The 21,683-nt window shown below is 70.5% G+C and carries 19 protein-coding genes; 9 read left to right on the top strand and 10 right to left on the bottom strand.

Annotated features, from left to right (window positions below; translation table 11 throughout):
- Position 1: 1 nt before the first annotated feature.
- The 4 genes from ACQP1V_RS01945 (at position 2) to ACQP1V_RS01930 (ending at position 6,232) form a co-directional block, all read left to right on the top strand.
- Entirely contained in the window at positions 2-709 is a 708-nt protein-coding gene (locus ACQP1V_RS01945; RefSeq protein WP_433418224.1) for a hypothetical protein, read from the top strand.
- Positions 709-3,924 carry an ATP-binding protein gene (locus ACQP1V_RS01940; RefSeq protein ID WP_433418221.1) on the top strand — a complete coding sequence of 1,072 codons (3,216 nt, stop codon included), beginning with the start codon at positions 709-711 and terminating at the stop codon, positions 3,922-3,924. The genes ACQP1V_RS01945 and ACQP1V_RS01940 overlap by 1 nt, the downstream gene beginning before the upstream one ends.
- Positions 3,925-3,960: 36 nt before the next feature.
- Positions 3,961-5,715 carry a protein kinase domain-containing protein gene (locus ACQP1V_RS01935; RefSeq protein ID WP_433418218.1) on the top strand — a complete coding sequence of 585 codons (1,755 nt, stop codon included), beginning with the start codon at positions 3,961-3,963 and terminating at the stop codon, positions 5,713-5,715.
- Between the two features lie 112 nt (positions 5,716-5,827).
- A complete protein-coding gene (locus ACQP1V_RS01930) occupies positions 5,828-6,232 on the top strand; it encodes a ClpX C4-type zinc finger protein (RefSeq protein WP_387416846.1) in 405 nt (134 codons plus the stop codon).
- A gap of 76 nt (positions 6,233-6,308) precedes the next feature.
- Here the strand turns inward: ACQP1V_RS01930 and kynU are convergent, their stop codons facing one another.
- A complete protein-coding gene (gene kynU / locus ACQP1V_RS01925; RefSeq protein WP_433425736.1) occupies positions 6,309-7,535 on the bottom strand; it encodes a kynureninase in 1,227 nt (408 codons plus the stop codon).
- Positions 7,536-7,659: 124 nt separating this feature from the next.
- On the opposite strand from kynU, the gene ACQP1V_RS01920 reads away from it, so the two are divergent.
- A complete protein-coding gene (locus tag ACQP1V_RS01920) occupies positions 7,660-8,208 on the top strand; it encodes a VanZ family protein (RefSeq protein WP_433418215.1) in 549 nt (182 codons plus the stop codon).
- A gap of 144 nt (positions 8,209-8,352) precedes the next feature.
- Positions 8,353-9,105, top strand: a complete 753-nt coding sequence (locus ACQP1V_RS01915; protein WP_433418213.1) for a GntR family transcriptional regulator — start codon at positions 8,353-8,355, stop codon at positions 9,103-9,105.
- A 283-nt stretch (positions 9,106-9,388) separates the two neighbouring features.
- On the opposite strand, the gene ACQP1V_RS01910 is transcribed toward ACQP1V_RS01915, so the two are convergent.
- Complete coding sequence (locus tag ACQP1V_RS01910; protein ID WP_433418210.1) at positions 9,389-10,468, bottom strand: hypothetical protein; 1,080 nt, start codon at positions 10,466-10,468, stop codon at positions 9,389-9,391.
- Between the two features lie 173 nt (positions 10,469-10,641).
- Between ACQP1V_RS01910 and ACQP1V_RS01905 the strand changes: the two genes are divergently transcribed.
- Entirely contained in the window at positions 10,642-11,175 is a 534-nt protein-coding gene (locus ACQP1V_RS01905; protein ID WP_433418207.1) for a gamma carbonic anhydrase family protein, read from the top strand.
- Positions 11,176-11,212: 37 nt separating this feature from the next.
- Here the strand turns inward: ACQP1V_RS01905 and ACQP1V_RS01900 are convergent, their stop codons facing one another.
- Both ACQP1V_RS01900 and ACQP1V_RS01895 read right to left on the bottom strand, forming a co-directional pair.
- A complete protein-coding gene (locus ACQP1V_RS01900; RefSeq protein WP_433418204.1) occupies positions 11,213-12,208 on the bottom strand; it encodes an endonuclease/exonuclease/phosphatase family protein in 996 nt (331 codons plus the stop codon).
- 89 nt (positions 12,209-12,297) lie between these two features.
- Positions 12,298-13,476: a mannosyltransferase family protein gene (locus tag ACQP1V_RS01895; RefSeq protein WP_433418201.1), complete on the bottom strand. Its 1,179-nt coding sequence runs from the start codon at positions 13,474-13,476 to the stop codon at positions 12,298-12,300.
- 158 nt (positions 13,477-13,634) lie between these two features.
- Between ACQP1V_RS01895 and ACQP1V_RS01890 the strand changes: the two genes are divergently transcribed.
- Positions 13,635-15,023 (top strand): hypothetical protein, encoded by a 1,389-nt coding sequence (locus tag ACQP1V_RS01890; protein ID WP_433418199.1) that lies wholly within the window; start codon positions 13,635-13,637, stop codon positions 15,021-15,023.
- 223 nt (positions 15,024-15,246) lie between these two features.
- Complete coding sequence (locus ACQP1V_RS01885; RefSeq protein ID WP_169806599.1) at positions 15,247-15,408, top strand: hypothetical protein; 162 nt, start codon at positions 15,247-15,249, stop codon at positions 15,406-15,408.
- Between the two features lie 122 nt (positions 15,409-15,530).
- On the opposite strand, the gene ACQP1V_RS01880 is transcribed toward ACQP1V_RS01885, so the two are convergent.
- From ACQP1V_RS01880 to ACQP1V_RS01855, 6 genes are all read right to left on the bottom strand, one after another.
- Positions 15,531-15,812 (bottom strand): metal-sensitive transcriptional regulator, encoded by a 282-nt coding sequence (locus tag ACQP1V_RS01880; RefSeq protein WP_067136016.1) that lies wholly within the window; start codon positions 15,810-15,812, stop codon positions 15,531-15,533.
- Positions 15,813-15,847: 35 nt separating this feature from the next.
- Positions 15,848-16,924 (bottom strand): glycosyltransferase, encoded by a 1,077-nt coding sequence (locus ACQP1V_RS01875; protein ID WP_387416854.1) that lies wholly within the window; start codon positions 16,922-16,924, stop codon positions 15,848-15,850.
- Positions 16,921-17,742, bottom strand: a complete 822-nt coding sequence (locus tag ACQP1V_RS01870; RefSeq protein WP_433418196.1) for a hypothetical protein — start codon at positions 17,740-17,742, stop codon at positions 16,921-16,923. Before ACQP1V_RS01870 ends, ACQP1V_RS01875 begins: the two co-directional genes overlap by 4 nt.
- 222 nt (positions 17,743-17,964) lie before the next feature.
- Complete coding sequence (locus ACQP1V_RS01865; protein WP_433418194.1) at positions 17,965-20,079, bottom strand: (Fe-S)-binding protein; 2,115 nt, start codon at positions 20,077-20,079, stop codon at positions 17,965-17,967.
- 162 nt (positions 20,080-20,241) lie between these two features.
- Positions 20,242-20,835, bottom strand: coding sequence for a TetR family transcriptional regulator (locus ACQP1V_RS01860; RefSeq protein WP_433418191.1), 594 nt, complete (start codon positions 20,833-20,835; stop codon positions 20,242-20,244).
- Complete coding sequence (locus ACQP1V_RS01855) at positions 20,832-21,644, bottom strand: sugar phosphate isomerase/epimerase family protein (protein ID WP_067138509.1); 813 nt, start codon at positions 21,642-21,644, stop codon at positions 20,832-20,834. The genes ACQP1V_RS01860 and ACQP1V_RS01855 overlap by 4 nt, the downstream gene beginning before the upstream one ends.
- Positions 21,645-21,683 lie beyond the last annotated feature (39 nt).

Below are 21,683 nucleotides of genomic sequence, written 5' to 3'. Positions count from 1 at the left end.
CATGTCCGAAAATACGTTGGCATTCCCCGATATCGCGATGCTGCTTGTGCTCATGGCCGAAGCCAGGGAGATTTCCAACCCGGAACTCGAAGAACGCTACGGCGTCACCTTGACCGGAAAGCCGCGCACCAGGCTTAACGACCTCAAACTGGTCGAGAGCTGGAAGCAGGGTCGTTCCTTCGTCCATGTGCTGACCGACAAGGGCTGGGCTCGGGTGGCGGAGGAGGTGCGGGCCGGCATCCCGATGCCCGCGCAGACGGGAGGGAAGCCGGCAGCGGCGGCCGTGCTCGCCTTGTCGGCCGGTCTGCAGCGATACCTCGACCGGACCGGCCGACGGCACGCCGACCTCTTCTCGCCGCAGGACGACGCGCCTCCCGCGTCCCTTCCGGGCAGCGTCCAGGACGGCGGCGACTCCGCCCCGCCGGAGGCGTCCGCGCCCGTCTCTCCGGCCACCCTCGTCACCCGCATCCGCGCCGCGTACGCCCAGTTGGCCCAGGAACCCGGCGCCTGGGTGAGCCTCACCAAGCTCCGCCCCCTGCTCTCCGATGTGCCGAGAGAAGAGGTCGACAAGGCGCTCCGGCGGATGGACCTGATGGACGACGTGGAGATCGTGCCCGAATCCAACCGGAAGACGCTCACCGAGCAGGACCGGGACGCCGCAGTGGTCATCGGCAATCAGGACAAGTACTTCCTCGCGATCGGAGCGTGATGACGGACGCGGAGATGAGCGCCCTCGGCGCGCTCAAGTTCAATTACGCGCAGGTGCCGGATGACGTGTGGCGTCCCGCGCCCTTCCACGTGGAGAGCCTGCACCAGCACGCCGCCCCGGTCCTTCTCGACGGCGTGGCCGAGGCCACGAAGAGCCCCGACGCGAGTCCGATCGGCGTGGTCATCCGAGGCCAGCGCGGCACGGGCAAGACGCACCTGCTCGGCTGGCTGCGGGAGAGGGCACAGCGCGACGGCGGCTACTTCTTCCTGGTGAGCTTGCTCGACGCCAAGGGGTTCTGGGAGAGCACCGTGGTGTCGATGCTCGACAGCCTGGCCCGCGAGAGCGACGACGGCGAGAGCCAGCTCGCCGTCTTCCTGGAGCGCCTCACCGCGCTGATCGACCTGCCCTCTCGCATGGCTCGGCGAGCGGTGGCCGGTAAGACGGCGCTGTCGAAGGAGAACCTCGACGCGTTCATCGAGGCGCTGCGCCGCTTCGACCGGCACATCGGCCGGGAGGCGCAGGACACCGCGCGGGCCCTCGCGCTGCTCGCCTCCGACGACCTCAACGCCCAGGACATCGCGGACTCCTTCCTGTCTTCCGCCCCGGAGGAGGAACCGGGCGAACGGGCGCAGTGGGGCATCCGCCAGGTCCACAAGTCTCCCCAGGAGATCGTCAAGGACCTGTCCCGGCTGCTGGCCCTCACCGGACCGTCCGTCATCGCCGTCGATCAGATCGATCTGCTCATCGCGCCGTCCTTGCTAACCACGACAGGCGACGCCACGGCGCCGAGCCGGCACGAGATGGTGACGATCGATCACATCGCGTCCGGGCTGATGTCCCTGCGCGAGATCACCCGGCGCTGCCTGACGGTCGTCTCATGCCTGCCCACGACGTGGACGATGATCGAGAAGTACGCGACGGACACGGTGCGCGATCGCTTCCGTCCGGCGGTGCCGTTGAAGACCATCAAGGACGCCGAGACGGCTCGCGCCCTCGTCTCCAAGAGGTTCCAGGCGCAGTTCGCGGCGATCGGCTTCGAGCCGCCCTATCCGACCTGGCCGGTGGCCCCGGCCGCGTTCGACAGCGCGCCCGGCTTCACTCCCCGTCAGTTGCTGATCGAGGTCGACGACCACGTCCGCTCCTGCCTCCTGGGCGACGAGGTCAGGGAGCTGGAGCACTTCGGCCGCACGCCCACGGCGCGTCCCGGCCCCGGCCCCACGCCGTCCGACGATGTCCTCACCGTCCTGGACGCGCGGTTCGCGGAGTTGAGGAAGGCGGCGGACATCCGTACCGCGCTCGCTCCGGCGACGGAAGACGTGGCGATGCCCGCACTGCTGTCGGCGGGGCTCACCGCGTGGATCGCCGGGCTCGGCGAGGCCGGGCAGGAGTTCACCCAGGACCCGCCGCCGAGTGCGAAGCCTCCGCTGCACGCGCGCCTGCGCCGGATCCTGAACGAGGACACCGAGGACGAGGCGCACTGGGCCTTCCGCGCGATCGCCTCGGAGAACGCCATCGCTGCGCTCAACCGGCTGCGCAACGCGTCCGTGGCGACGGGGCTGGACACCGAGGTTCCCAAACGGCGCCTGTTCGTCCTGCGCAACGCCGGATGGGCCAAGGGGCCGCGCACCCGCCAGGCCCTCGCCGCGTTCGAGCGGGCGGGCGGCAGGATTCTCGGCCTCGACACGGAGGATCTGGTGGCGATGGCCGCACTCCGGACCCTGATTGACGAGGATCCTCCGGGCCTGCGCGCGTGGCTCGCCTCCCGGAGCCCGGCGGCGGACATCAAGCTCTTCACCGAGGCGCTGGGGGACACCTGGACCGTTCCTGGCGGCGGGATCGCCCCGCCCGCCCCCTCCCCCGTGGCGCCGTCGGCCGCCCTCGCGAGCACAGACGATCGCGAGAACGACCAGAACACGTCCACGCCGCCCACCGCGTCCCGCGTGCCGTACGTCGCGGCCGGCAGGGCGATGGACGGCGGTGCGCCGATCCGGTTGGCGCTGGAGACGCTCAGGAAACACACCGCGATCTTCGCCGGGTCCGGATCGGGGAAGACGGTGCTCATCCGCCGGCTGGTCGAGGAGTGCGCGCTGCAGGGCGTGTCCGCGATCGTGCTCGACCCGAACAACGACCTGGCCCGGCTGGGCGACCGTTGGCCGGAGGCCCCGCCGAGCTGGGACGAGGGGGACGCGGCGCGGGCCGACGACTATCTCGCGCACACCGACGTGGTCGTTTGGACGCCGCGCCGGAAGCTGGGCCGTCCGCTGAGCTTCCAGCCGCTGCCGGACTTCGCGGGCGTCGCCGGCGACCCCGACGAGTTCGACGCGGCGCTGGACGTAGCGGTGGCCTCGATCGTGCCTCACGCGAAGCTGGAGGCGAAGACGCACAAGGCCCAGCGCGGCCAGGCCGTGCTCCGGGAGGCGCTCAGGTGCTACGGCAGGCGGGGGCGCACCGACCTGCCCGGCCTCATCGAGCTGCTGGCCGACCTTCCCGACGGGGTGAGCGGGCTGGACGGCGCGGCGAAGATCGCCGCCGACCTGGCCCAGACGCTCACCGCGGCCAGGGTCAACGACCCGATGTTCGGTGGCGAGGGGACCCCGGTGGACCCGGGGCTGCTGCTCACGCCTCCGGAGGGCAGGCGGGCCCGGATCTCGGTGATCAGCTTCGTCGGGATGCAGGGAGACGAGCAGCGGCAGAGCTTCGTCAACCAGCTCCAGATGGCGCTGTTCGCCTGGATCAAGCGCAACCCGGCGGGCGACCGGCCGCTGGGCGGACTGTTCGTGATGGACGAGGCGCAGACGTTCGCGCCGTCCACCTCGCTCACTCCCTGTACACGCAGCACTCTGGCGCTCGCCTCCCAGGCCCGGAAGTACGGCCTCGGCCTCGTCTTCGCGACCCAGGCTCCGAAGGGGCTGCACAACCAGATCCCCGGGAACGCCGCCACCCAGTTCTTCGGCCTGCTGAACAGCCCGGCCCAGATCGCGGCCGCGAGAGAGATCGCCCAGGCCAAGGGCAGCGGCGTGGAGGAGATCTCGCGGCTCGGCGCGGGGCAGTTCTACGCGGCCTCGGAAGGGACGCCTTTCGTGAAGCTGCGGGTACCGATGTGCCTGAGCCACCATCCAAGGGCCGCGCTCACCGCCGAGGAGGTGATCGAAAGGGCGAACGGCTCACACCCCCACAAGAACGACGAAGAACAACAACCTTCCTTGGCCCGCTGACTATTGTGATCTCCAGCTTTTCGAGGAAGGCGGACAATGACGACGGGTGGGTCCGAGGCGTCCCTGGGCAGCCGATACGTGCTTCTCAACGAGATCGGCGGCGGCGGGATGGGCACCGTCTGGCGGGCCCGGCACCGGGACAGCGGTGAGATCGTGGCGGTCAAGCTGCTGCGCGACGGCCTCGCCGGAGACGAGAACCTGGTCCTGCGGTTCGTGCAGGAGCGCAACGTCATGCGGACGCTGCGCCACCCCAACATCGTCACGGTGCGGGACTTCGTCATCGAGGGCGAGCGGCTCGCCCTCGTGATGGATCTCGTCCAGGGCGGAGACCTCCGCGCCCTGCTGCGCGAGCGCGGCACGCTGCCCCCGGCCGACGCGGCCCGCCTGATGGCCGAGGTCGCCGACGCGCTGGCCGTCGCGCACGCCCAGGGCGTCGTCCACCGCGACATCAAGCCGGGAAACGTCCTGATCGACGCGGCCACCGGGCAGTCGCGGCTGACCGACTTCGGCGTGGCCCGCATCGTCCACGGTCCGGGCCTCACCCAGACCACCTCGGTCATCGGCACGCCCGCGTACCTGGCCCCCGAGGTGGCCGACGGCAGCGCCCCGACACCCGCCGTGGACGTCTACGCCATCGGCCTGATCCTGTACGAGTTGCTCGCCGGGCGCTCGCCGTTCGTCGGTGACCACCCCATGGCCCTGCTCCGCCAGCACGCGACGGCCATGCCGCGGCGGCTGGCCGGGATGCCCGACCCTCTCTGGCCGATCATCACCGCGTGCGCCGCCAAGGAGCCGTCCCAGCGGCCGGGCGCGGGCGACGTGGCGGCGGCGCTGCGCCGGGCCGCGCCGTCGCTGGCGGGACTGCCCGCCCTGCCCCCTGTTCCGAGGGAAGAGGCGCCGTCGGCGACCTCCGAACCCATCCCTCTGCCGACACCCCCCTCAGCAGGCACGGGAGGCACAGGAGGCGCGGCCGTCCCGGGCCCGGTCGCGCCGGTCGCCGTCGGGCCGGCGACCCCTGGCGAGGAGACCGCGCTCTCGGCCCCGCGCGGACGCTCCCGTAAGCGGCTGGTGGCCGCCGTGGCGGCCGGCGCGGCGCTGGCGCTCTCCACGGCCGCCGTGGCCGTCGTCGCTCCCTGGCGGGCGTCCGACGCGGGAGTCGAGAAGACCCAGCCGCTGGCGGACGCGTCGACCGGCGGGCTCCAGAAAGACGTGCGCGCCACGGCGGCCGGCTCCCCGACGCCGAGGCACCGGACCCGGCCGACTCGCAGCCCCTCGCCGGATCCGGTCGTCTCCCGGCCGCCCGAGCCGCCCAAGCCCAGCCCGACGAAATCGGCGATCCGGAAAACTCATACGCCCACCCCCGAGCGATCGGTGGCGGCGGAACCGGACCCGGACGGGAAGACGACGGTCGACGCGGGCGGCCCGGCATCCGAACCCCAGTGGAAATGCCGTGCGTGGCTCTCGACCGGCGCGGGCACCGGCACGGAGATGTCGCCCTGTGTGGCCATGGTGGACGGCGTCTTCCACCTGCTCGGCCGGATCAGGGGGTCCAGCGGCGTCCGCTCCGACATCCACGTCCAGCTCTACAACACCGACGCCGAGGCCAATCTCTCGCAACCCTTCATCTGCTCGGGCGTCTCGCCGTCCCAGGACGGCGCGATCGTGACCTGCGGGCCCTTCACCGTCACCACCCCGCGCATCAGGGCCACGACCGACGTACGGCAGCGCTGGCGCAAGACGGGGGCACCCGCCTTCGGCGGCGGCGCGGAGAGCCCCTGGTTCTACTGGTAAGCCGCCCGTCCCCCTCAAACAGCGAGACGATCGGAACGGAGGCCGACCGGTCCCCGGTACGGTGGATCGCCTCGTTTGATGATCTTCGCATGACAACCTAAGGTTGCCAGGCATGGAGCCATCCGAATTACTCACCCAGGCTCGGACACGGTCGATCGACCCCGCGGACCCGCTGGAGACCCTCTCCGCCGCGATCACCCTGAGCGATGAGCTCAGCCGTGACACCGACGCCCTGCTCGACCTCGCCGTACGCGACGCGCGCTCGGCGGGCGCCTCCTGGACCGCCATCGGAGAGCGGTTCGGGTTCTCGAAGCAGGCCGCCAGGAAACGCTTCTCCCCGCCTTTCGCCGGTCGCCAGCTGGCGAACCGCCGGAAGAAGCGCGACGCCGCCTGCTCTTTCTGCCGCCAGACACCCGGTCCCCGCAGCCACATGGTTCACGGCGAGGCGGGCCGGATCTGCGGCACCTGCGTATCACTGGCCAGCGACATCGTGGCCGACCTCGCCAAGCGCCGATAACCCGTAGCGCGGCAGCGAGAACGGGGAACCCGGGTCCGGAATGAAACCGGCCCGGGATCCTCGTCCCGCGAACCGATCAGGTCACGGTCAGCGGCTCCCGGTAGCGCTCCTCCCGCCACAGCTCCTTGCCGAGCACCTCGGCCAGCATCGTGGCCGCGTCGTACACGTCCACATATCGCAGGTACAGCGGGGCGAAGCCGAACCGCATGATGTCCGGCTTCCGGTAGTCGCCGACGACGCCCCGCTCGGCGAGCGCGCGCATCACGGGATAGCCGTCGCGGTTCCGATAGCTCACCTGGCTGCCGCGCTCGGCGGGGTCGCGCGGCGTGACGAGGGTCAGGTCGGGGCACAGCTCGTCGACCAGGTCGATGAACAGCGTGGTCAGGGCCACGCTCTTGGCCCTGATCTGCGCCATGTCGACCATCTGCCAGATGTCGAGCGAGGCGTTCAGCGCACTGTAGGCGAGCACGGGCGGGCTGCCCGCGGCGAACCGGCGCACCCCGTCGGCGGGCCGGTAGTTCGGCTCGAACGCGAACGGATCCGCGTGCCCGTGCCATCCGGAGACGACGTTGTACGCGGCGTCCTGATGCCGCTCGGCCACGTAGAGGTAGGCGGGCGCGCCCGGGCCGCCGTTGAGGTACTTGTATGTGCAGCCGACCGCGAAGTCCGCGTCGGCGGCGCGCAGGTCCACCGGCACGGCTCCGGCGCTGTGGCAGAGGTCCCAGATCATCAGGGCCCCCGCGGCGTGCACCCGGGCGGTGACGGCGTCCATGTCGCGCAGCGCGCCCGTCCGGTAGTCCACGTGGCTGAGCAGGACCGCGGCCACGTCGTCGCCGAGCGCCTCGTCGAGCGACCCGATGTCCCTGATCTCGTACGAGCCGAGTGCCCGGGCGACGCCCTCGACGACGTACCGGTCGGTGGGGAAGTTCTCCAGGTCGGAGACGATCACGCGGCGGCCGGGGCGGAGCGGCAGCGCGGCGGCCATCACCTTGAAGATGTTCGTCGACGTGGAGTCGCCGGCGAGGACCTCGCCCGGCCCCGCGCCGATCAGCTGCGCCAACCGGTCCCCGGTGGTCTGCGGCAGATCCCACCAGCCCGCGGTGTTCCAGCTCGCGCCGAGGTCGCGGCCCCACTCGGTCTCCACGGTGTGCGCCACCTTCGCCGCCGTACGCTTCGGCAGCGCGCCCAGCGAGTTGCCCAGCAGGTACGTGACCCCGCTGGGCAGGGAGAACTCCTCACGCAGATCCCGCAGCGGATCCTCGATGTCGAGGGCGTAACAGTCGGCACGGCTCGCAGTCACGATCACAACTCCCTTAGTTGGTTGCCTTTTCGTGGAATACCGCCAAATGTGCCATCACACACAACAGCGGGCGGCGCCGGCCTCGCCGGGTGGCCATGATCCCCTCATTGGCCGCAGAATGTCCGCCATGTGGCTGGTGTGGCGAATGTGGGGGCATGTCATCCTGGCCGCCGTACTGGCGGTCCCGGTCGCGCTCCTCGCCGCCCGTCTGCTCACCCGCCGGAGGGCGGCGCGCGGCCACCCCCACCCGGCCCGCACGGCGTACGCCGACGTCGGCATGGTCGTCGGCACACTCCCCTGGCTGTGGATGATCCTCACCCCGGGAAGCGGCGCGGAGGGCGTCAATCTCGTCCCGCTGCGCGATCTGGCCGCCGTGCTCCAGGCGCCGGCGGCGACCGTGATCGTACAGGTCGGGGGCAATCTCCTGGTGTTCGCGGCGCTGGGCGCGCTGCTGCCGGTCAGGTCCGTACGGTTCGCCCGGCTCCGGACCGTGGCGCTCGTGGCCGCCGCCGCGTCGATCACCGTCGAGGCCCTGCAGTACGGCCTGCACCTCCACCGGGTGTCGTCGATCGACGACGTGCTGCTCAACACGGCGGGGGCCGTCCTGGCCGCGATCATGACGTGCCACTGGCACGCGACCTCCCAGGCGAGCCGGACCGTTCCACGTAACGGGTAGCGATTCTCCCTGGAGATCGTCACACAGGCACGATCCACTCAAAATAAGCCCAGGACCAACGTCATTTCCTGTGCGATCGTGGACAAGACGGGGCAAGTTCTCTACAGACGCTAACTCCCCGTTGGCGACAGAGGGTGATCAAACGTGACGGAATCCCCGGTGCATCACGAGCTCCCGATCTATCGGCGTATCGCCGACAGGTTACGCGGCAGGATCCTGTCCGGCGATCTGCACGACGGAGATCGGCTACCGGGCGAGAACGCACTGATGGCCGAGTACGGCGTCGCCCGCGCGACGGCCCGGCAGGCACTCGCCGTGCTCATCAACGAGGGCCTGGCCGTGCCCAGGCGCGGCTCCGGCGTGTACGTCCGGTTGTTCCGCCCGATCCGCAGGCACGGCTCGCGGCGGCTCGCGCGTGACCAGTGGGCGGCGGGCCGCGCCATCTGGGACACCGACGCCCACGGCCGCGCCTACACGGTCGACCAGGTCCAGATCGAGCGGGAAGAGGCGAGCGAGGAGGTCGCCCGCGTACTGGACACCGGTGAGGTGTGGGTACGGCGGCGGCGCTACCTGGTGGACGACCGGCCGGTCCAGCTCGCCGCCTCGCACTTCCCGGCCGACCTGGTCGAGGGGACGGCGATCGTACTGCCCGACACCGGCCCCGGCGGCGCCTACGCCCGGCTCGGCGACCTCGGCCACTCCCCGGCGCACTTCACCGAGGAGCTGCGCGCCCGGATGCCCCATCCGCGCGAGACGGAGCTGCTCGGCCTGCCCGCCGGCACCCCCATCATCGCGATCATCCGCACCGCCTACACCGCGGAGGGCCGCCCCGTCGAATACAACGAGATGATCCTCGACGCCGCCTCGTACGTGCTCCAGTACGACTTCGACGCATAGGTCAAGGAGACCGCCGGCGTTAGAAGGACATGACCAAACCGATCATTGATTTCTCTAGAGATGTCGCGCACCTTGAATAGAGAGGTCATGTCGCGTCCGGCGCCCACAGCACCCCAGGACGACGGAGACGGCAGGGCCCGGCCACGAGCGCGGAAGCCTCCGACCCTATCGGGGGCGGAGGCTTCCGCTTCCTTGATCCCCCGTGGGGGCGTCGCCACTGGTGCCATCCCAACGGCGCCTCCACGGGCACCAGACGCGCCACCTCCAGGCAGCCGCCCGGCGGCTACCGGCGGCTACCGTGCTGGCCGCGCTGACCGTTCTGCTCGTGCTCCTCGTGCTGACCGTTCTGGCCATTCTGGCCGTGCTGCTCGTGCTGGCCGTGCTGCTCGTTCTGCATCCGGACCACGGCGACGTCCGTCGTCACGTCGCCGTCCTGGGCGGGCTGCTGCGGGACGCCCTCCACCGGCACGCCCTCCACGATGACCCGGATGTCCTCGTCGTCCTCGGCGGCGCTGTCGGAGGGCCCGAGTTCGAGCGGCTGCGGGACGGCGTGCCCCTGCGGCGGCAGCACGGCGGCCTCGTCGATCAGGGAGCCGGCCGCGCTCTCCCGGTGGAGCAGGTCGCCCAGGACCGACCCGATCTCACCCAGACGGCGCATGACCTCGGCGTGCGTGTCGGTCAGATAGGCCACGCGGCGGCCGGTGTTCTCGTCGAGCGAGGCGGCCCGCTGCTGAGCGCTGGTGAGGGTGGAGTGCGCCTCGGCGCGGGCGTCGCCGACCAGCTTCTCCACCTCCAGGCGCGCGACCGTGAGCTGCCGGTCGGCCTCGCCGCGCGCCGCGCGCAGCGCGTCCTCGGCCTCGGCCCGCGCCGTGTTGAGGGTCTCCTCCGCGTCGGAGCCCGCCTGGGCGAGCAGGCGCTCGGCGACGCCGGTGGCCTCGGTGACCCGGCGCTCGGCCTCCTCCTGGGCGGCGGCCCTGATCGCGTCAGCCTGCTCCCGCGCGGCCGTGACCATCCGCTCAGCCTCGGTCGCGGCGTGCTCGCGCAGTTGCATGGCCTCCGACTGGGACGCCTCCTTGTTGGCCGCCGCCTCCTCCTGCGCCAGCTTCAGTATCTGGCTCAGCCGCTCGCCCAGCTCCTCAGGGTTCTGCGGGGCGCCCGCCAGCCTGCGGCGCGCCTCGACCAGCTCGGACCGGCCCTGCTCGGCCTGGTCGATGGTCCGCGCGAGCCGCTCCTCCAGGTCCCTGATCTGGTTCCGGGTCCTGATCATGTAGTCATGGACCTGCCTGCGGCTGTATCCACGCATGACGACCTCGAAGGAGTCGTCACTCAGGAGGTCGGGGAAGTTCTCGTTCTGATTCGTCATGACAAGCCCTGGGGTTGGGAATTGAGGCGGTAACGCACGTCAGGACATGACTTTCCTGCTATCCGCCCTGCCTCGCAACCCGAACGCCCGACCTCGCGCCCCTGGACACCCCGCCGCGCCCGCGCCGTACGCCCGGGAACCCTCCGAGAACGCGCCCGTGGGATCATGACTCCATGCCGTACATCGCCGCTCTGGACGACGACGCCACCCCCGACCTGCACCCGGAATCATGGGTCGCGCCCGGCGCCGTGATCGTCGGCCGGGTCCGGCTCGGCCGCGCGTCGAGCGTCTGGTACGGCTCGGTCCTGCGCGGCGACGACGAGCTGATCGAGGTCGGCGCCGAGTGCAACATCCAGGATCTTTGCTGCCTGCACGCCGATCCCGGGCAGCCCGCGATCCTGGAGAACCGGGTGAGCCTCGGGCACAAGGCGATGGTGCACGGCGCCCATGTCGAGACGGGCGCGCTGATCGGCATCGGCGCGATCGTCCTCGGCGGCGCGCGCGTCGGCGCGGGCACGCTGGTCGCCGCGGGCGCGGTGGTCACGCCGGGGGCACGGATCCCGGCGGGAGTGCTGGTCGCGGGTGTGCCCGCCAAGGTCGTCCGCGAGCTGACCGACGGCGACCGCGCCTCGTTCGCCCGCACGCCGGACAACTACATGGCCAAGGCCCGCCGCCACGCCGCGGCGACCCGGCTCACGACGGAGTGACAGCGGGCGTCCGGCACGGATGCCCGCCGATCCGCGGTCACTTCGGGAGGGCGGCGAAGGCCGCCGCGACGACCTGAGTGAACGTGTGCACGACCGTCGCGGTTTGCCCGCCCTCCACCGTTCCGGTGAACGAGCCGACCAGCGGCCGGTGGTCCGAGAGCTCGGGGTTCGTCTGGATCACCTCGGCCCCGGCGTTCCGGTAGTTCGACTGGCTGGCGAAGATGTAGTCGATCTTCCGGCCGCCGCGGGTGGTCGGGCTGCCGCCGCGGCTCGGCTTTCCGGCCGGTCCCGCGTCCACCTCTGTGAAGGTCCCCGTGCCGAGGCCCGTCCCGTACACCGTGCCCATCTCGGGGTGCTCGGGCTTGCGGTTGAAGTCGCCCCCGAGGATGACCGGCACGTCCCCCGCCCACCGGCCGATCTCCCCGGTGACCTGCTGCGGGGACTCCAGAGGCGAGATGTGGGTCACGCAGCCGACGCCGTACTCCATGCCGATGACGGAACCCGCGCACAGCACGCCGCGCCTGTGAATGGGGGAAGACGGGTCGGCGTCCGGGTTGTCGACGACCAGCCGCCGGCGGAACGGGGCGCCCACGACGTCGTTCTTGAACGCCAGGGCGATGCCGGCGGATCTGCCGTTCGGCGCCGTCGTCTGGTCGGTCAGGTCGCTCCAGATCTCGCGGCAGTTGGCCGACCTGCCGAGGCCGTACCAGACGAAGTCGTAGTCGGGGAGCGCCCGCTGCAGCAGATCGACCTGGGCGTAACACATCTCGGTGAAGGACGCGACGTCCACGTCCTTGCTCCTGATCAGCGCGGAGACCTGGGGCGCCCAGAGCCGCCGCCGTTCGGGGGTCAGATCCTCGCCGCAGGTGTTCCGCTTGTTGTTGCCCCCGCACACGTTGTAGGTGAGCACGTTCACCCGGTACGCCGGCGATCCGTCGGCCGCTCCCGCTCCGGCGGCCCCGACGAGCGGCGAGGTGACCAGCACACCGGAGATCAGAAGCCTTGCCATGTCGCGCCGACGCGTACCGATCATAGCTCACTCTCCATAATCAATAGACTACTGAGCGTAGCAAACGTGATCATACTAGCGAGACGGGGATAGATCGCGGCAAAAGGGACGTCTTACCCCACCCACGCACCGGTGGTGAAATTCCCCACATTGATGGCCATGACGGGCACGGCCACTGCCAGGTACGCCATGAACACCCAGGGACGGCGCGAGCCCACGATGCCGACGGAGAGATAGAGCGGCCACCACAGCAGCGAGGCCCGCCCCACGGACATGTAGAACGACGACATCGCCAGCAGCGCCACCGCCTGCGGCGCGAGATAGGCGACGTCCGCCCACCGGAAGCGCACCAGCCGCCAGACGATGAGCGCCACGAGCACCGCCGCCGCCAGCATCTCCTCCTGGTACGACGTGCGCAGCACCACCTCGTCGATCGACCGGTTCCAGGTGTTGAGGAACACCAGCCAAGGCTTCTCGGGGAACCGCCCCCAGTACTGCGCCTCGGCCGCCTTCCACGCCATCAGATCGCCCGTGCGGTTCCAGAGATAGAGCATGTACGCGAGGACCGGCACGCCGGGCAGCGCCAGCCAGGGCAGCTTGCGCCACTGCCTGCCGTTCTCGGCGACCAGGAACATCACCGCCAGGCCGAAGGCGAGGAACAACCCGGACACCCGGATCGAGGACGCCAGCGCGGCGCAGACAGAAGCGGCCGCCCAGCGCCCCCGGCGGGCGAGCAGCCACGCGGGGATCGCCAGCGCGAGGAACGGCGCCTCGGAGTACCCCGCGAGCAGGAACACCGCGAACGGGCTGAGGAAGAACGCCAGCACCGTCCAGGTGCCCGTGCCCTGCCGGTAGGAGTCGCTCAGCCGGGACAGCGCCACCGCGACCACCGCGCTCGCCACGAGGGACACCAGGACGATGGCCAGGCTCCAGTTGGGGATCAGCCAGTGCAGGTCCCGCAGCAGCAGCGGCAGCCCGGGGAAGAACGCCACCAGTTTCGGCGCGTCCGACATGTCCGGCGGGCCGTCGTAGCCGTACTGCGCGATCGCGATGAAGTTGTCCGCGTCCCACGGCGTGAGCCGGTCGAGCAGGGGCGCCTCGGTGCGGCCGGGCGCCGCCAGCACCATGTAGATGTACGTCGCGACGTGCCAGAAGAACCAGATCAGCAGGGCGGTCCGGTCGGCCGGCCGGCCGAGGAGCCGCCGCAGCCGGCCGAGCCGTTCGCCACTTCGCGCCACACCGGGCTCCGATGCGGGTTCCACTCCGGCCTCCGCCCGCTGAGTCTCCGTCACGCTGACCAATGGAAGTACGTGACACCCCCCTGTGCAAAGAGAAAGTCGAGGAGAAAACCCGGCACCCCGCCCGGGCCTCGCCATCCTCCCAGGTCATCGGCGTACCCCGGGTGAATGTTTCAGGCCGTCCTGTCGGCGGCGCGATCTACCATTGCCGGGTGCACTGGGACGGCTTCACGGCGATCGAGCGGGACGTCCGCGCCATGGTCGCCGATCCGCGCTGGGCGACGCTGCCCGATCCCGCACGCGCGCAGGCGATCGCCGCGCGGGTCCTGATGGCCCCCGACGGCTCGTGCTGGCTGTTCGGCACGCACGCGCGCTGGTACCGGCTGGACCGGGTGGACGGCCGCTGGCACCTCTCGGCGCCCCCGGCGCTGCCCCACGTCCGCTCCGCCGCCCGACCGGCGCCGGCCGCGGCGATCCCGCCGCTCCTCGTGCCCGCCGGGCCCGACTTCGCGATCGAGAGCGGCTCCACGCAGGGGTTCGTCGGGCCGGACGTGCCCCAGGACGTCACCGAGCGGATCAGGGAACTGATGGTCGCGCACCGCCGGCTGGGCCGCGGCGACTTCCCACTGCCCGCGGGGCCGTTCCACGACGTCTTCGCCGCGGACGTCGCCGGCACCGTCGCGGCCGTGTGGGCGACGATCATGTGGTGCGCCTACGCCCCGGCCTTCGACGGCAACGAGGTGCTGCTGTCGATGTTCGGCGAGTTCCTGGCCCGGCCGCTGCCCGGGGACGAGTGGGTGCGCTGGCTCCCGCCGGTCCCCCTCGACGCGCTCGTGTCGCTGTACGCCGAGCGGATGCTCGCCCGGCCGGGAGAGGCGGGGGCGCGGCTCGCCGGGCAGATGGCCGGGCTGGTCGTCGAGACCGCCTCGGCGCTCCGGGCCGACGCGCGGTTCCGCCCCAGGGCCGACGCCCTCCTCGCGATGGCCGGCCCGGCCGCCGCCCACCCCTGGCTGGACGGCCCCGCGGCCCAGGCCGGCGCCGTACGGCAGGCCTGGCTGGCCCGCCGCCCGCCGCACCTCGCCGTCGCGACCCTGTCCGAGACGTCCCCCGGCGAGCATTTCCGGCACCGGCTGTACGACCTGGTCGATGCGCTGGGGCACGCGACCGCCTCGGGAGCCGACCCGCGCGCGGTCGCCGCCTCACTGCTCGCCGCCGACGTCATGGCGGTGACGCGGGGTGTCACGGCCGGCGTGGTGCCGCTGCTCTATCCCTGGATGGACGACGAGATGCGCCGGTCGTTCTATGTGGCGCTCACCGACCGGGCGCATCCGCTGCGCGGCTGCTGGCCCTCCTCGGGCACGCTTCCCGCCACCCTGGTGCCGTCCGGCCGCGACGCGGCCGCCGCCCTGCTCGGAGCCGCGTACGCCACCGGCCTGGCCTGGTGCGCGCTCACCGGCACGGCGCCGCCGCCGCGCGGGTTCCCGGTCGCGTCGGCGCTCGTCGCGCATCTCATGCACCAGCGGGACGACACCGTTCCCGGCCTCACGGTGACCAGGGAATTCCACGACCGGTCAGAGTCCGGGTGGCTTTTTCACAGCTGACGCATTGTTCACGAGAAACCCATCAAGCGCGATAACCTCTGCTTTTACCAAAGCACCGAGACCCCCTCCCGAAATTAACCGAATTGTGATCTCAGAATCCGGGAAATGGTTACCGGGAGGGGGCGGACCAGCCCTCAGGAATGGTCCCGATGGGCCATGTCGGGGAAAGACCGCCGGACGTAACCTCGTGATGGGTGTGGGCTGCAGAAGGAAGGACGACGCGGTGGGGCACGACGACCTGGACTCTCGGGTTCACGACCGTGTCGCGTTGGACGAGATCGCGCTCTACGCAGAGGTGCTGGAGGCCGTTAACTTCAGCGATGAGCGACTGACCGTGGAAGAACTCGACAACGCACTCGGTTTGGGGACTTCGGCGAGCCGCTGAAGGCGAATAGGCGAGAAACCCGACAACCGATCATCCCGGACTCCGGCGACGGAGTCCGGGATCGTTTTCCCGGACTAGTCAACCAGTCCCCGCCGAAAACCCCGCCACCACTCAGGCGATGCTCAGGAGCGTACGAGCCGGGCGATGGCCGCGGACGCTTCCTTGATCTTCTCGTCCGCCCCGGGGCCGCCCTCGTTCACCGCGTGGGCGACGCAGTGCGCGATGTGGTCCTCCAGCAGTCCGAGAGCCACCGCCTGCAGCGCACGGGTGGCCGCGGACACCTGGGTGAGGATGTCGATGCAGTACGCGTCCTCGTCGACCATCCGATGGAGGCCCCGGATCTGTCCCTCGATCCGGCGCAGCCTTGTGAGATACGCCTGCTTGTCCCCGCTGTACCCGTGCATGACCTCACGCTACCCGTTTTGAGGATGAACGCCAGTCACTCACGGGACCGCAAACCGTACATCAGCTCCTGCCAGCGGGCCGCGACGGCGCCCGCGGCGTGCGCCTCGGCGGTCCGCAGGGCCCCGGCGGCGAGCGCCAGCCGGCGACGGTCGTCGTCCACCAGGCCGAGCAGCGCGGCGGCGTACGCCTCGACCTCGTCGTCGCCCTCGGGCACCAGCACGCTGTCGTGACCGGGCCGGACGAACTCCGCCGGTCCGCGCGATCCCTCGAACCCCACCACGGGCACACCGCAGCTCAGCGCCTCGACCACGCTCATGCCGGGCGCCTCCTGCCGGGACGGCACCGCCACGATGGACGCTTTGGCGAACTCGCCGGGCAGGTCGGACGTCGCGCCCATGAAGTAGACGTGGTTGTGGAGGTCCAGCTCGCTGACGAGGCCGCGCAGCCGCTTCTCCTCCGGGCCGGTGCCGTACAGGCGCAGCCGCCAGTCGGGCCGCTTGTCCGCGACGATCGCGAACGCGCGGATCAGCCGGTTGTACGACTTGACGGGCACCAGCCGGCCGCCGGCGCTGACGATGCGGTTGTCCATGCGGGAGCGCGGCCACGGCCCGGCGGGCAGCGCGTCCGGGATGGTGTGCACCGAGAGGTCGTCGTCAAGGAGGCGGGCCCACTCGTCCCGCGCGCTCACCGTGCTGGTCACCACCGCGTCCAGCCGGGGATAGAGCCGGCGGACCGGCTCGGGCACCGCGGGGCGCGACCACTCGCGGGCGATGCGCACCACCTCGCGCGGCGCGTGCCGGGCGGCCTGGATGCCGAGGCCCGGCCGGGTCGTGACGAGCACGTCCGCGCGCAGCCCGCGCAGGGCGCGCCAGAGCGCGACCTCGGTGCGCACCTGGCCGGGGGGCAGCAGGTGGCGCACGCCGGGGCGCGCGTCGACCAGCCAGCGCAGGGAGACCCGCGGATCGACCGGGAAGAACGGTGTCTCCTTGGTCCGCTTGACGCTCACGATCTCCACCTCGTGCCGCGCCGCCAGCCCCGCCGCGAGGTTCAGGGTGGCGCGCACGTCTCCGCGCATCGCGTACGCGGAGGGGACGAGAAAGGAGATCTTCACTCTCCCACCTCCAGCCGTAGCTCGTCGTCGGAGGTGAAGGTGGGGGTGACCGGGACGCCGTCCACGAGCACGCGGGGGAAGTGGACCCGGCGGCGCTTGCCCTCGACGTCGTCGATCCTGGCCCCCAGCGGGAGCGGTCCATCGACGCCGTCCACCTCCAGGGACGGCCGCCAGACGCCCTCCTGCTGGGGCGCGGCGGCGAGCACGTCGCACAGCGAGAGCGCCGCGTGGAACCGCACGCCCTGCACGGTGGCGGCGACGGTCACGCTCGCGTCCCGCTCGCCCTGGCCGCCCTGGTCGCCGCGGCGCATCGCCAGCCGCGCGTCGCGGTGCCGGTCGTCGTCGTCCAGCCCGGTGTACGCGAGCAGGCCGGTGACCTCGAAGCGCCCCTCGCGGAACCACACCGCCCGGACGTCCGCCACCGGCGCGGCCCGGTCGATCTTGACGGCCAGAAAGCCGTTGCGGGTGCGATACGCCCGGTATGCCAGCGTGCGCCGTCCCAGCGCGTACGCGTCGAGGCTGTCGAGGGAGAATCCGGGATCGACGCTGCGCATCCGCGTCCGGACGCCGTCGCGCTGCAGGTAGGCGTCCCAACGGCCGGGCGTGAGCGAAAGCGGCGCCAGCGAGATCGCGAGCCCGGCCGTCTCCGCCGGGGCCTCGGCCTCCTCGCGTCCGCCAAGGGAGATCAGGCGCTCGGTTCCGGTGCCACGGTGCCGCAGGACCAGCCGGTCTCCGCCAGTCAGCGGCTCCTCAAGCGTCATCCGCACGGAAAGCACGTCGGCAAGGGTGACTTCGGCATTCGTAACGATCACGCTCACCGCGCAGCCCCCTCCCCGTTGATTGAGCCACCGTTGAGGTTACCGTGATTTTCCCGTTATGTGGATATACCGAGAAAGGGATTTGGGAACAACCCTACGTTTCTCGCCACTCCTTGTCACTTGACGGACAAATTCCACAAATTGTAGATAAGATTGACAAGCGACGGGCCGCCCTCCCCGTTCCTCCCCGGGAAGGGCGGCCCGTACAGCTCACGCCCTCCGTCAGCCGGCGACCGGCTCGCCCTTGACGGACTTGATCAGAAGCTGGGCCACGTCGACGACTTCCAGCGTCTCCTTGGCCTCGCCGCTGTTCTTCTTCTCGTTGATCGCGTCACCCAGCATCACCAGGCAGAACGGGCACGCGGTGGAGACGGTGTCGGGATCGGTGGTCAGCGCCTCGTCCACCCGCTCGGTGTTGATCCGCTTGCCGAGCCGCTCCTCCATCCACATGCGGGCGCCGCCGGCGCCGCAGCAGAAACCACGGTCCTTACACCGGTGCATCTCCTGCGCCTGGACACCCGGCACCTTCGCCATGATGTCGCGGGGCTGCGCGTACACCTTGTTGTGGCGGCCCAGGAAGCACGGGTCGTGGTAGGTGATCTTCTCCTCGATCGGCGTGATCGGGGTGAGCCTGCCCTCCTCGACCAGGTGCGCCAGAAGCTGCGTGTGGTGCACGACCTCGTAGGTGCCGCCGAGCTGCGGGTACTCGTTGGCGAGCGTGTTGAAGCAGTGCGGGCAGGTCGCCACGATCTTCTTGACGCCGGCCTCGTTCAGCGTCTCGATGTTCTGCTGGGCCAGCATGTTGAAGAGGAACTCCATGCCCAGGCGGCGGGCCGGGTCACCCGTGCACGCCTCCATCGGGCCGAGCACGCCGAACTTCACGCCCGCGATGTGCAGCAGCTCGGCGACCGCCTTGGTGGTCTTCTTCGCCCGGTCCTCAAGCGCGCCCGCGCAGCCGACCCAGAACAGGTACTCGACGTCCTCGGGCATCTTCTCGTCGATGATCGGGACCTCGAAGTCAAGCTCCTCGATCCACTCGGCCCGCTTCATCTCCGACATGCCCCACGGATTGCCCTTGTTCTCGAGGTTCTTGAGCATGACGCCCGCCTCGGACGGGAACGAGGACTCGATCATGACCTGGTAGCGGCGCATGTCGAGGATGTGATCGATGTGCTCGATGTCCACCGGGCACTGCTCGACGCAGGCGCCGCAGTTGGTGCACGACCACAGCACGTCCGGGTGGATGACGCCGTCCTCGCCGACCAGCGGCTTGTCCAGCAGCGCGAGCACGTCCTCGGGGAAGGAGTCCCTCTTGTCCTCACCCGCCAGCAGGTACGGGGCCACCTTGAAGGCGTGGTCGCGCTGGTCGATGATCAGCATCTTGGGCGACAGCGGCTTGTCGGTGTTCCACGCGGGGCACTGCGACTGGCAACGGCCACACTCGGTGCAGGTGTAGAAGTCCAGGAAGCCCTTCCAGGTGGTGTCCTGGATCTTGCCCCGGCCGAACACGTCGACCTCGGGGTCGGCCTCCTCGAAGTCGAGCACCTTGCCGCCGCTGCGCATCTCCTGCGCGGCGCCCAGGCCGTCCGGGCGGCGGGAGAAGAGCACGTTCAGCGGCGCGGTGAAGATGTGCAGGTGCTTGGAGTTCACCACGATGATCAGGAACACCAGCATGACGCCGATGTGCAGCAGGAGGCCGATCTCCTCCAGCAGCTCGCTGGTGGGCAGGATCTTGGCGGTCAGCTCCGAGGCGAACGCGCCGGACTGGTACGGGAAGTTCCCGGCGTTCACGGCCGCGCCGCGGAACAGGAACATCGTCCAGATCACGTTGAAGATCATGAAGAGGACGAGCCACGCGCCGCCCAGGTGTGAGCCGGAGAACCGGGAACCCCGCCCGAGTTTCTTGGGCGAGTTCTTGAGCCGGATCACGGCGAAGGCGATCAGTCCGATGAGCGCGGCGACCGCGATGAAGTCCTGGAGGAAGCCGAGCACCGGCCACGTCCCGATCAGCGGGATGTGGAAATCGGGCGTGCCGGTGATCATCCCCTGGATGAGCGCGCCGTAGGCCTCAAGATAGACCGTCGCGAGGATGAAGAACGCCCACATCACGAAGAAGTGCGCGGTGCCCGACGGCGTCCACTTCAGGAGCTTCTTCTGCCCGAAGACCTCGACCAGCTGGGTCTTGATCTCCGTGCCGGCGTTCTCCTTGGCGTACGTGATCCGTTCCGGCGCGGGCTGGCCGCTGGTGGCGAGCCTGTAGAGGAACGCCACGCGGCGGCCCGCCAGGGCGAGCGCGACGCCCGTAGCGACGAGCCCGATGATCGCAACCCAGAGCACGGGTCCTCCCTTTACCGAAGTTGGCTGCCAGCGTACAAACGCAGGTCATCCCACGATTACGCCGAGGCCCTACCAAATCCTACCCGCGGGTAACTTCTCGGGCAAAAGACGGTACGCCCGGCCCCGATGGTAGAAGAAAGCTCTGGAGCGGGGCGACCCGGGTCACGCGGTCAGGTATCGCTGCACCGTAGGGGCGAGGATCTCGACGAGCTCCTCCGTGTCCGCCGAGGCGAGCGGTTCCAGTTCGACGATGTACCGCATCATCAGTACCCCGAACATCTGGGCGAAGGCCACCTCCATCCTGATGGGTGGGATGGACAGCGCCTGCGCGACCCGGCTCAGAATCGCGTCGGTGATGAACTCGCGCAGCATGCCGACCGCCTGCTCGTTCACCATCGCGGTTCGCATCAGCGCCACGATGGGCTCGCGGGCCTCGGGCGCGGACGTCATCGTCAGCAGAAAACGGACAATCCGCTCGCCGATCTGCTCGCCCGGGCCGGCGATGATCTTCGGGAGCACGTCCGCCGGCACCATGGGGAACTGCATGGCCGCGACGAAGACGCCCTCCTTGGAGGAGAAGTAATGGTGGACGAGCGCCGGGTCCACCCCCGCCTCGGCCGCGATGCCCCGGACCGTCGCCTTGTCGTACCCCTTCTCGGCGAAGATCTTCCGCGCGGCGGCGAGCACCTGGCCGCGCGTGTCGGCGGTCCCCGGCCTACGGCCCGGCCGCCGCCGCGGCGCCGCCTGCTCCGTCACCGCCGGCCCGGGGCCGCCAGGTGCCGCCGCGCGAAGGCCAGCGCCTCGGCCAGATCGTCGATCCGCTCGCTCCGGCCGGCCGCCCTGCGGGTGTTGATCTCCAGCACCACCAGGCCGTCGTACCCGTTGCTCGCGAGGCGGTGCAACATCTGGGCGCACGGCTGGTTGCCCCGTCCGGGCACCAGGTGCTCGTCCTTGTTGGTGGTGCCGACGCCGTCGGCCAGGTGCAGGTGCGCCAGCCGGTCGCCGAGCTTGGCCGCCATCTCCATCGCGTCCGACCCCGACACCGCGGTGTGCGACAGGTCCAACGTGACGTCCGGGAAGTCGTAGTCGACCGGGCTCCACCCCGGCGCGTACGGGACGACCTCGTTGCCGCGGGCCCGGAGCGGGAACATGTTCTCCACCGCGAAGACCACGTCGGTCTCCTCGCGCATCCGGGCCAGCCCGACCTCGAAGTCCTTGGCGTAGTCCCGCTGCCAGCGGAACGGCGGGTGGACCACCACGGTCCGTGCGCCCAGACGCTCGGCCGCCCGCCGGGCGCGCTGCAGCTTGAGCCACGGGTCGCGCCCCCACACCCGCTGGGTCACGAGCAGGCACGGTGCGTGCACGGCCAGGATCGGCATCTGGTAGTGATCCACCAGCCGCTGGAGAACATCGACGTCCTGGCTGACCGGGTCCTGCCCGACCATGATCTCTACGCCGTCGTATCCCAGGCGCTGCGCCAGCTCGAAGGCGTCCGGCGTCCGCTCGGGGTACACCGACGCCGTTGACAACGCGATCTTCGCGCTGGGGACACGGATGGCACTCACGGATCCAGCCTAAGCTGCGAGTAGAGCGAGTGCCGCGAC

The sequence above is a fragment of the Microtetraspora malaysiensis genome (genome assembly GCF_050947145.1).
GTDB lineage: Bacteria > Actinomycetota > Actinomycetes > Streptosporangiales > Streptosporangiaceae > Microtetraspora_A > Microtetraspora_A malaysiensis.
Note: the sequence above shows the minus strand (reverse complement) of the source record. Positions and strands in the feature narration are given on the sequence as shown.

Excerpts from the sequence above, each read along its gene's own strand:
- ACQP1V_RS01940 (WP_433418221.1), top strand. The coding sequence starts at position 709 with ATGACGGACGCGGAGATGAGCGCCCTCGGCGCGCTCAAGTTCAATTAC.
- ACQP1V_RS01905 (WP_433418207.1), top strand. The coding sequence starts at position 10,642 with ATGCCGTACATCGCCGCTCTGGACGACGACGCCACCCCCGACCTGCAC.
- ACQP1V_RS01880 (WP_067136016.1), bottom strand. The coding sequence starts at position 15,812 with ATGCACGGGTACAGCGGGGACAAGCAGGCGTATCTCACAAGGCTGCGC.
- ACQP1V_RS01930 (WP_387416846.1), top strand. The coding sequence starts at position 5,828 with ATGGAGCCATCCGAATTACTCACCCAGGCTCGGACACGGTCGATCGAC.
- ACQP1V_RS01935 (WP_433418218.1), top strand. The coding sequence starts at position 3,961 with ATGACGACGGGTGGGTCCGAGGCGTCCCTGGGCAGCCGATACGTGCTT.
- ACQP1V_RS01900 (WP_433418204.1), bottom strand. The coding sequence starts at position 12,208 with ATGATCGGTACGCGTCGGCGCGACATGGCAAGGCTTCTGATCTCCGGT.
- ACQP1V_RS01945 (WP_433418224.1), top strand. The coding sequence starts at position 2 with ATGTCCGAAAATACGTTGGCATTCCCCGATATCGCGATGCTGCTTGTG.
- ACQP1V_RS01910 (WP_433418210.1), bottom strand. The coding sequence starts at position 10,468 with ATGACGAATCAGAACGAGAACTTCCCCGACCTCCTGAGTGACGACTCC.
- ACQP1V_RS01920 (WP_433418215.1), top strand. The coding sequence starts at position 7,660 with ATGTGGCTGGTGTGGCGAATGTGGGGGCATGTCATCCTGGCCGCCGTA.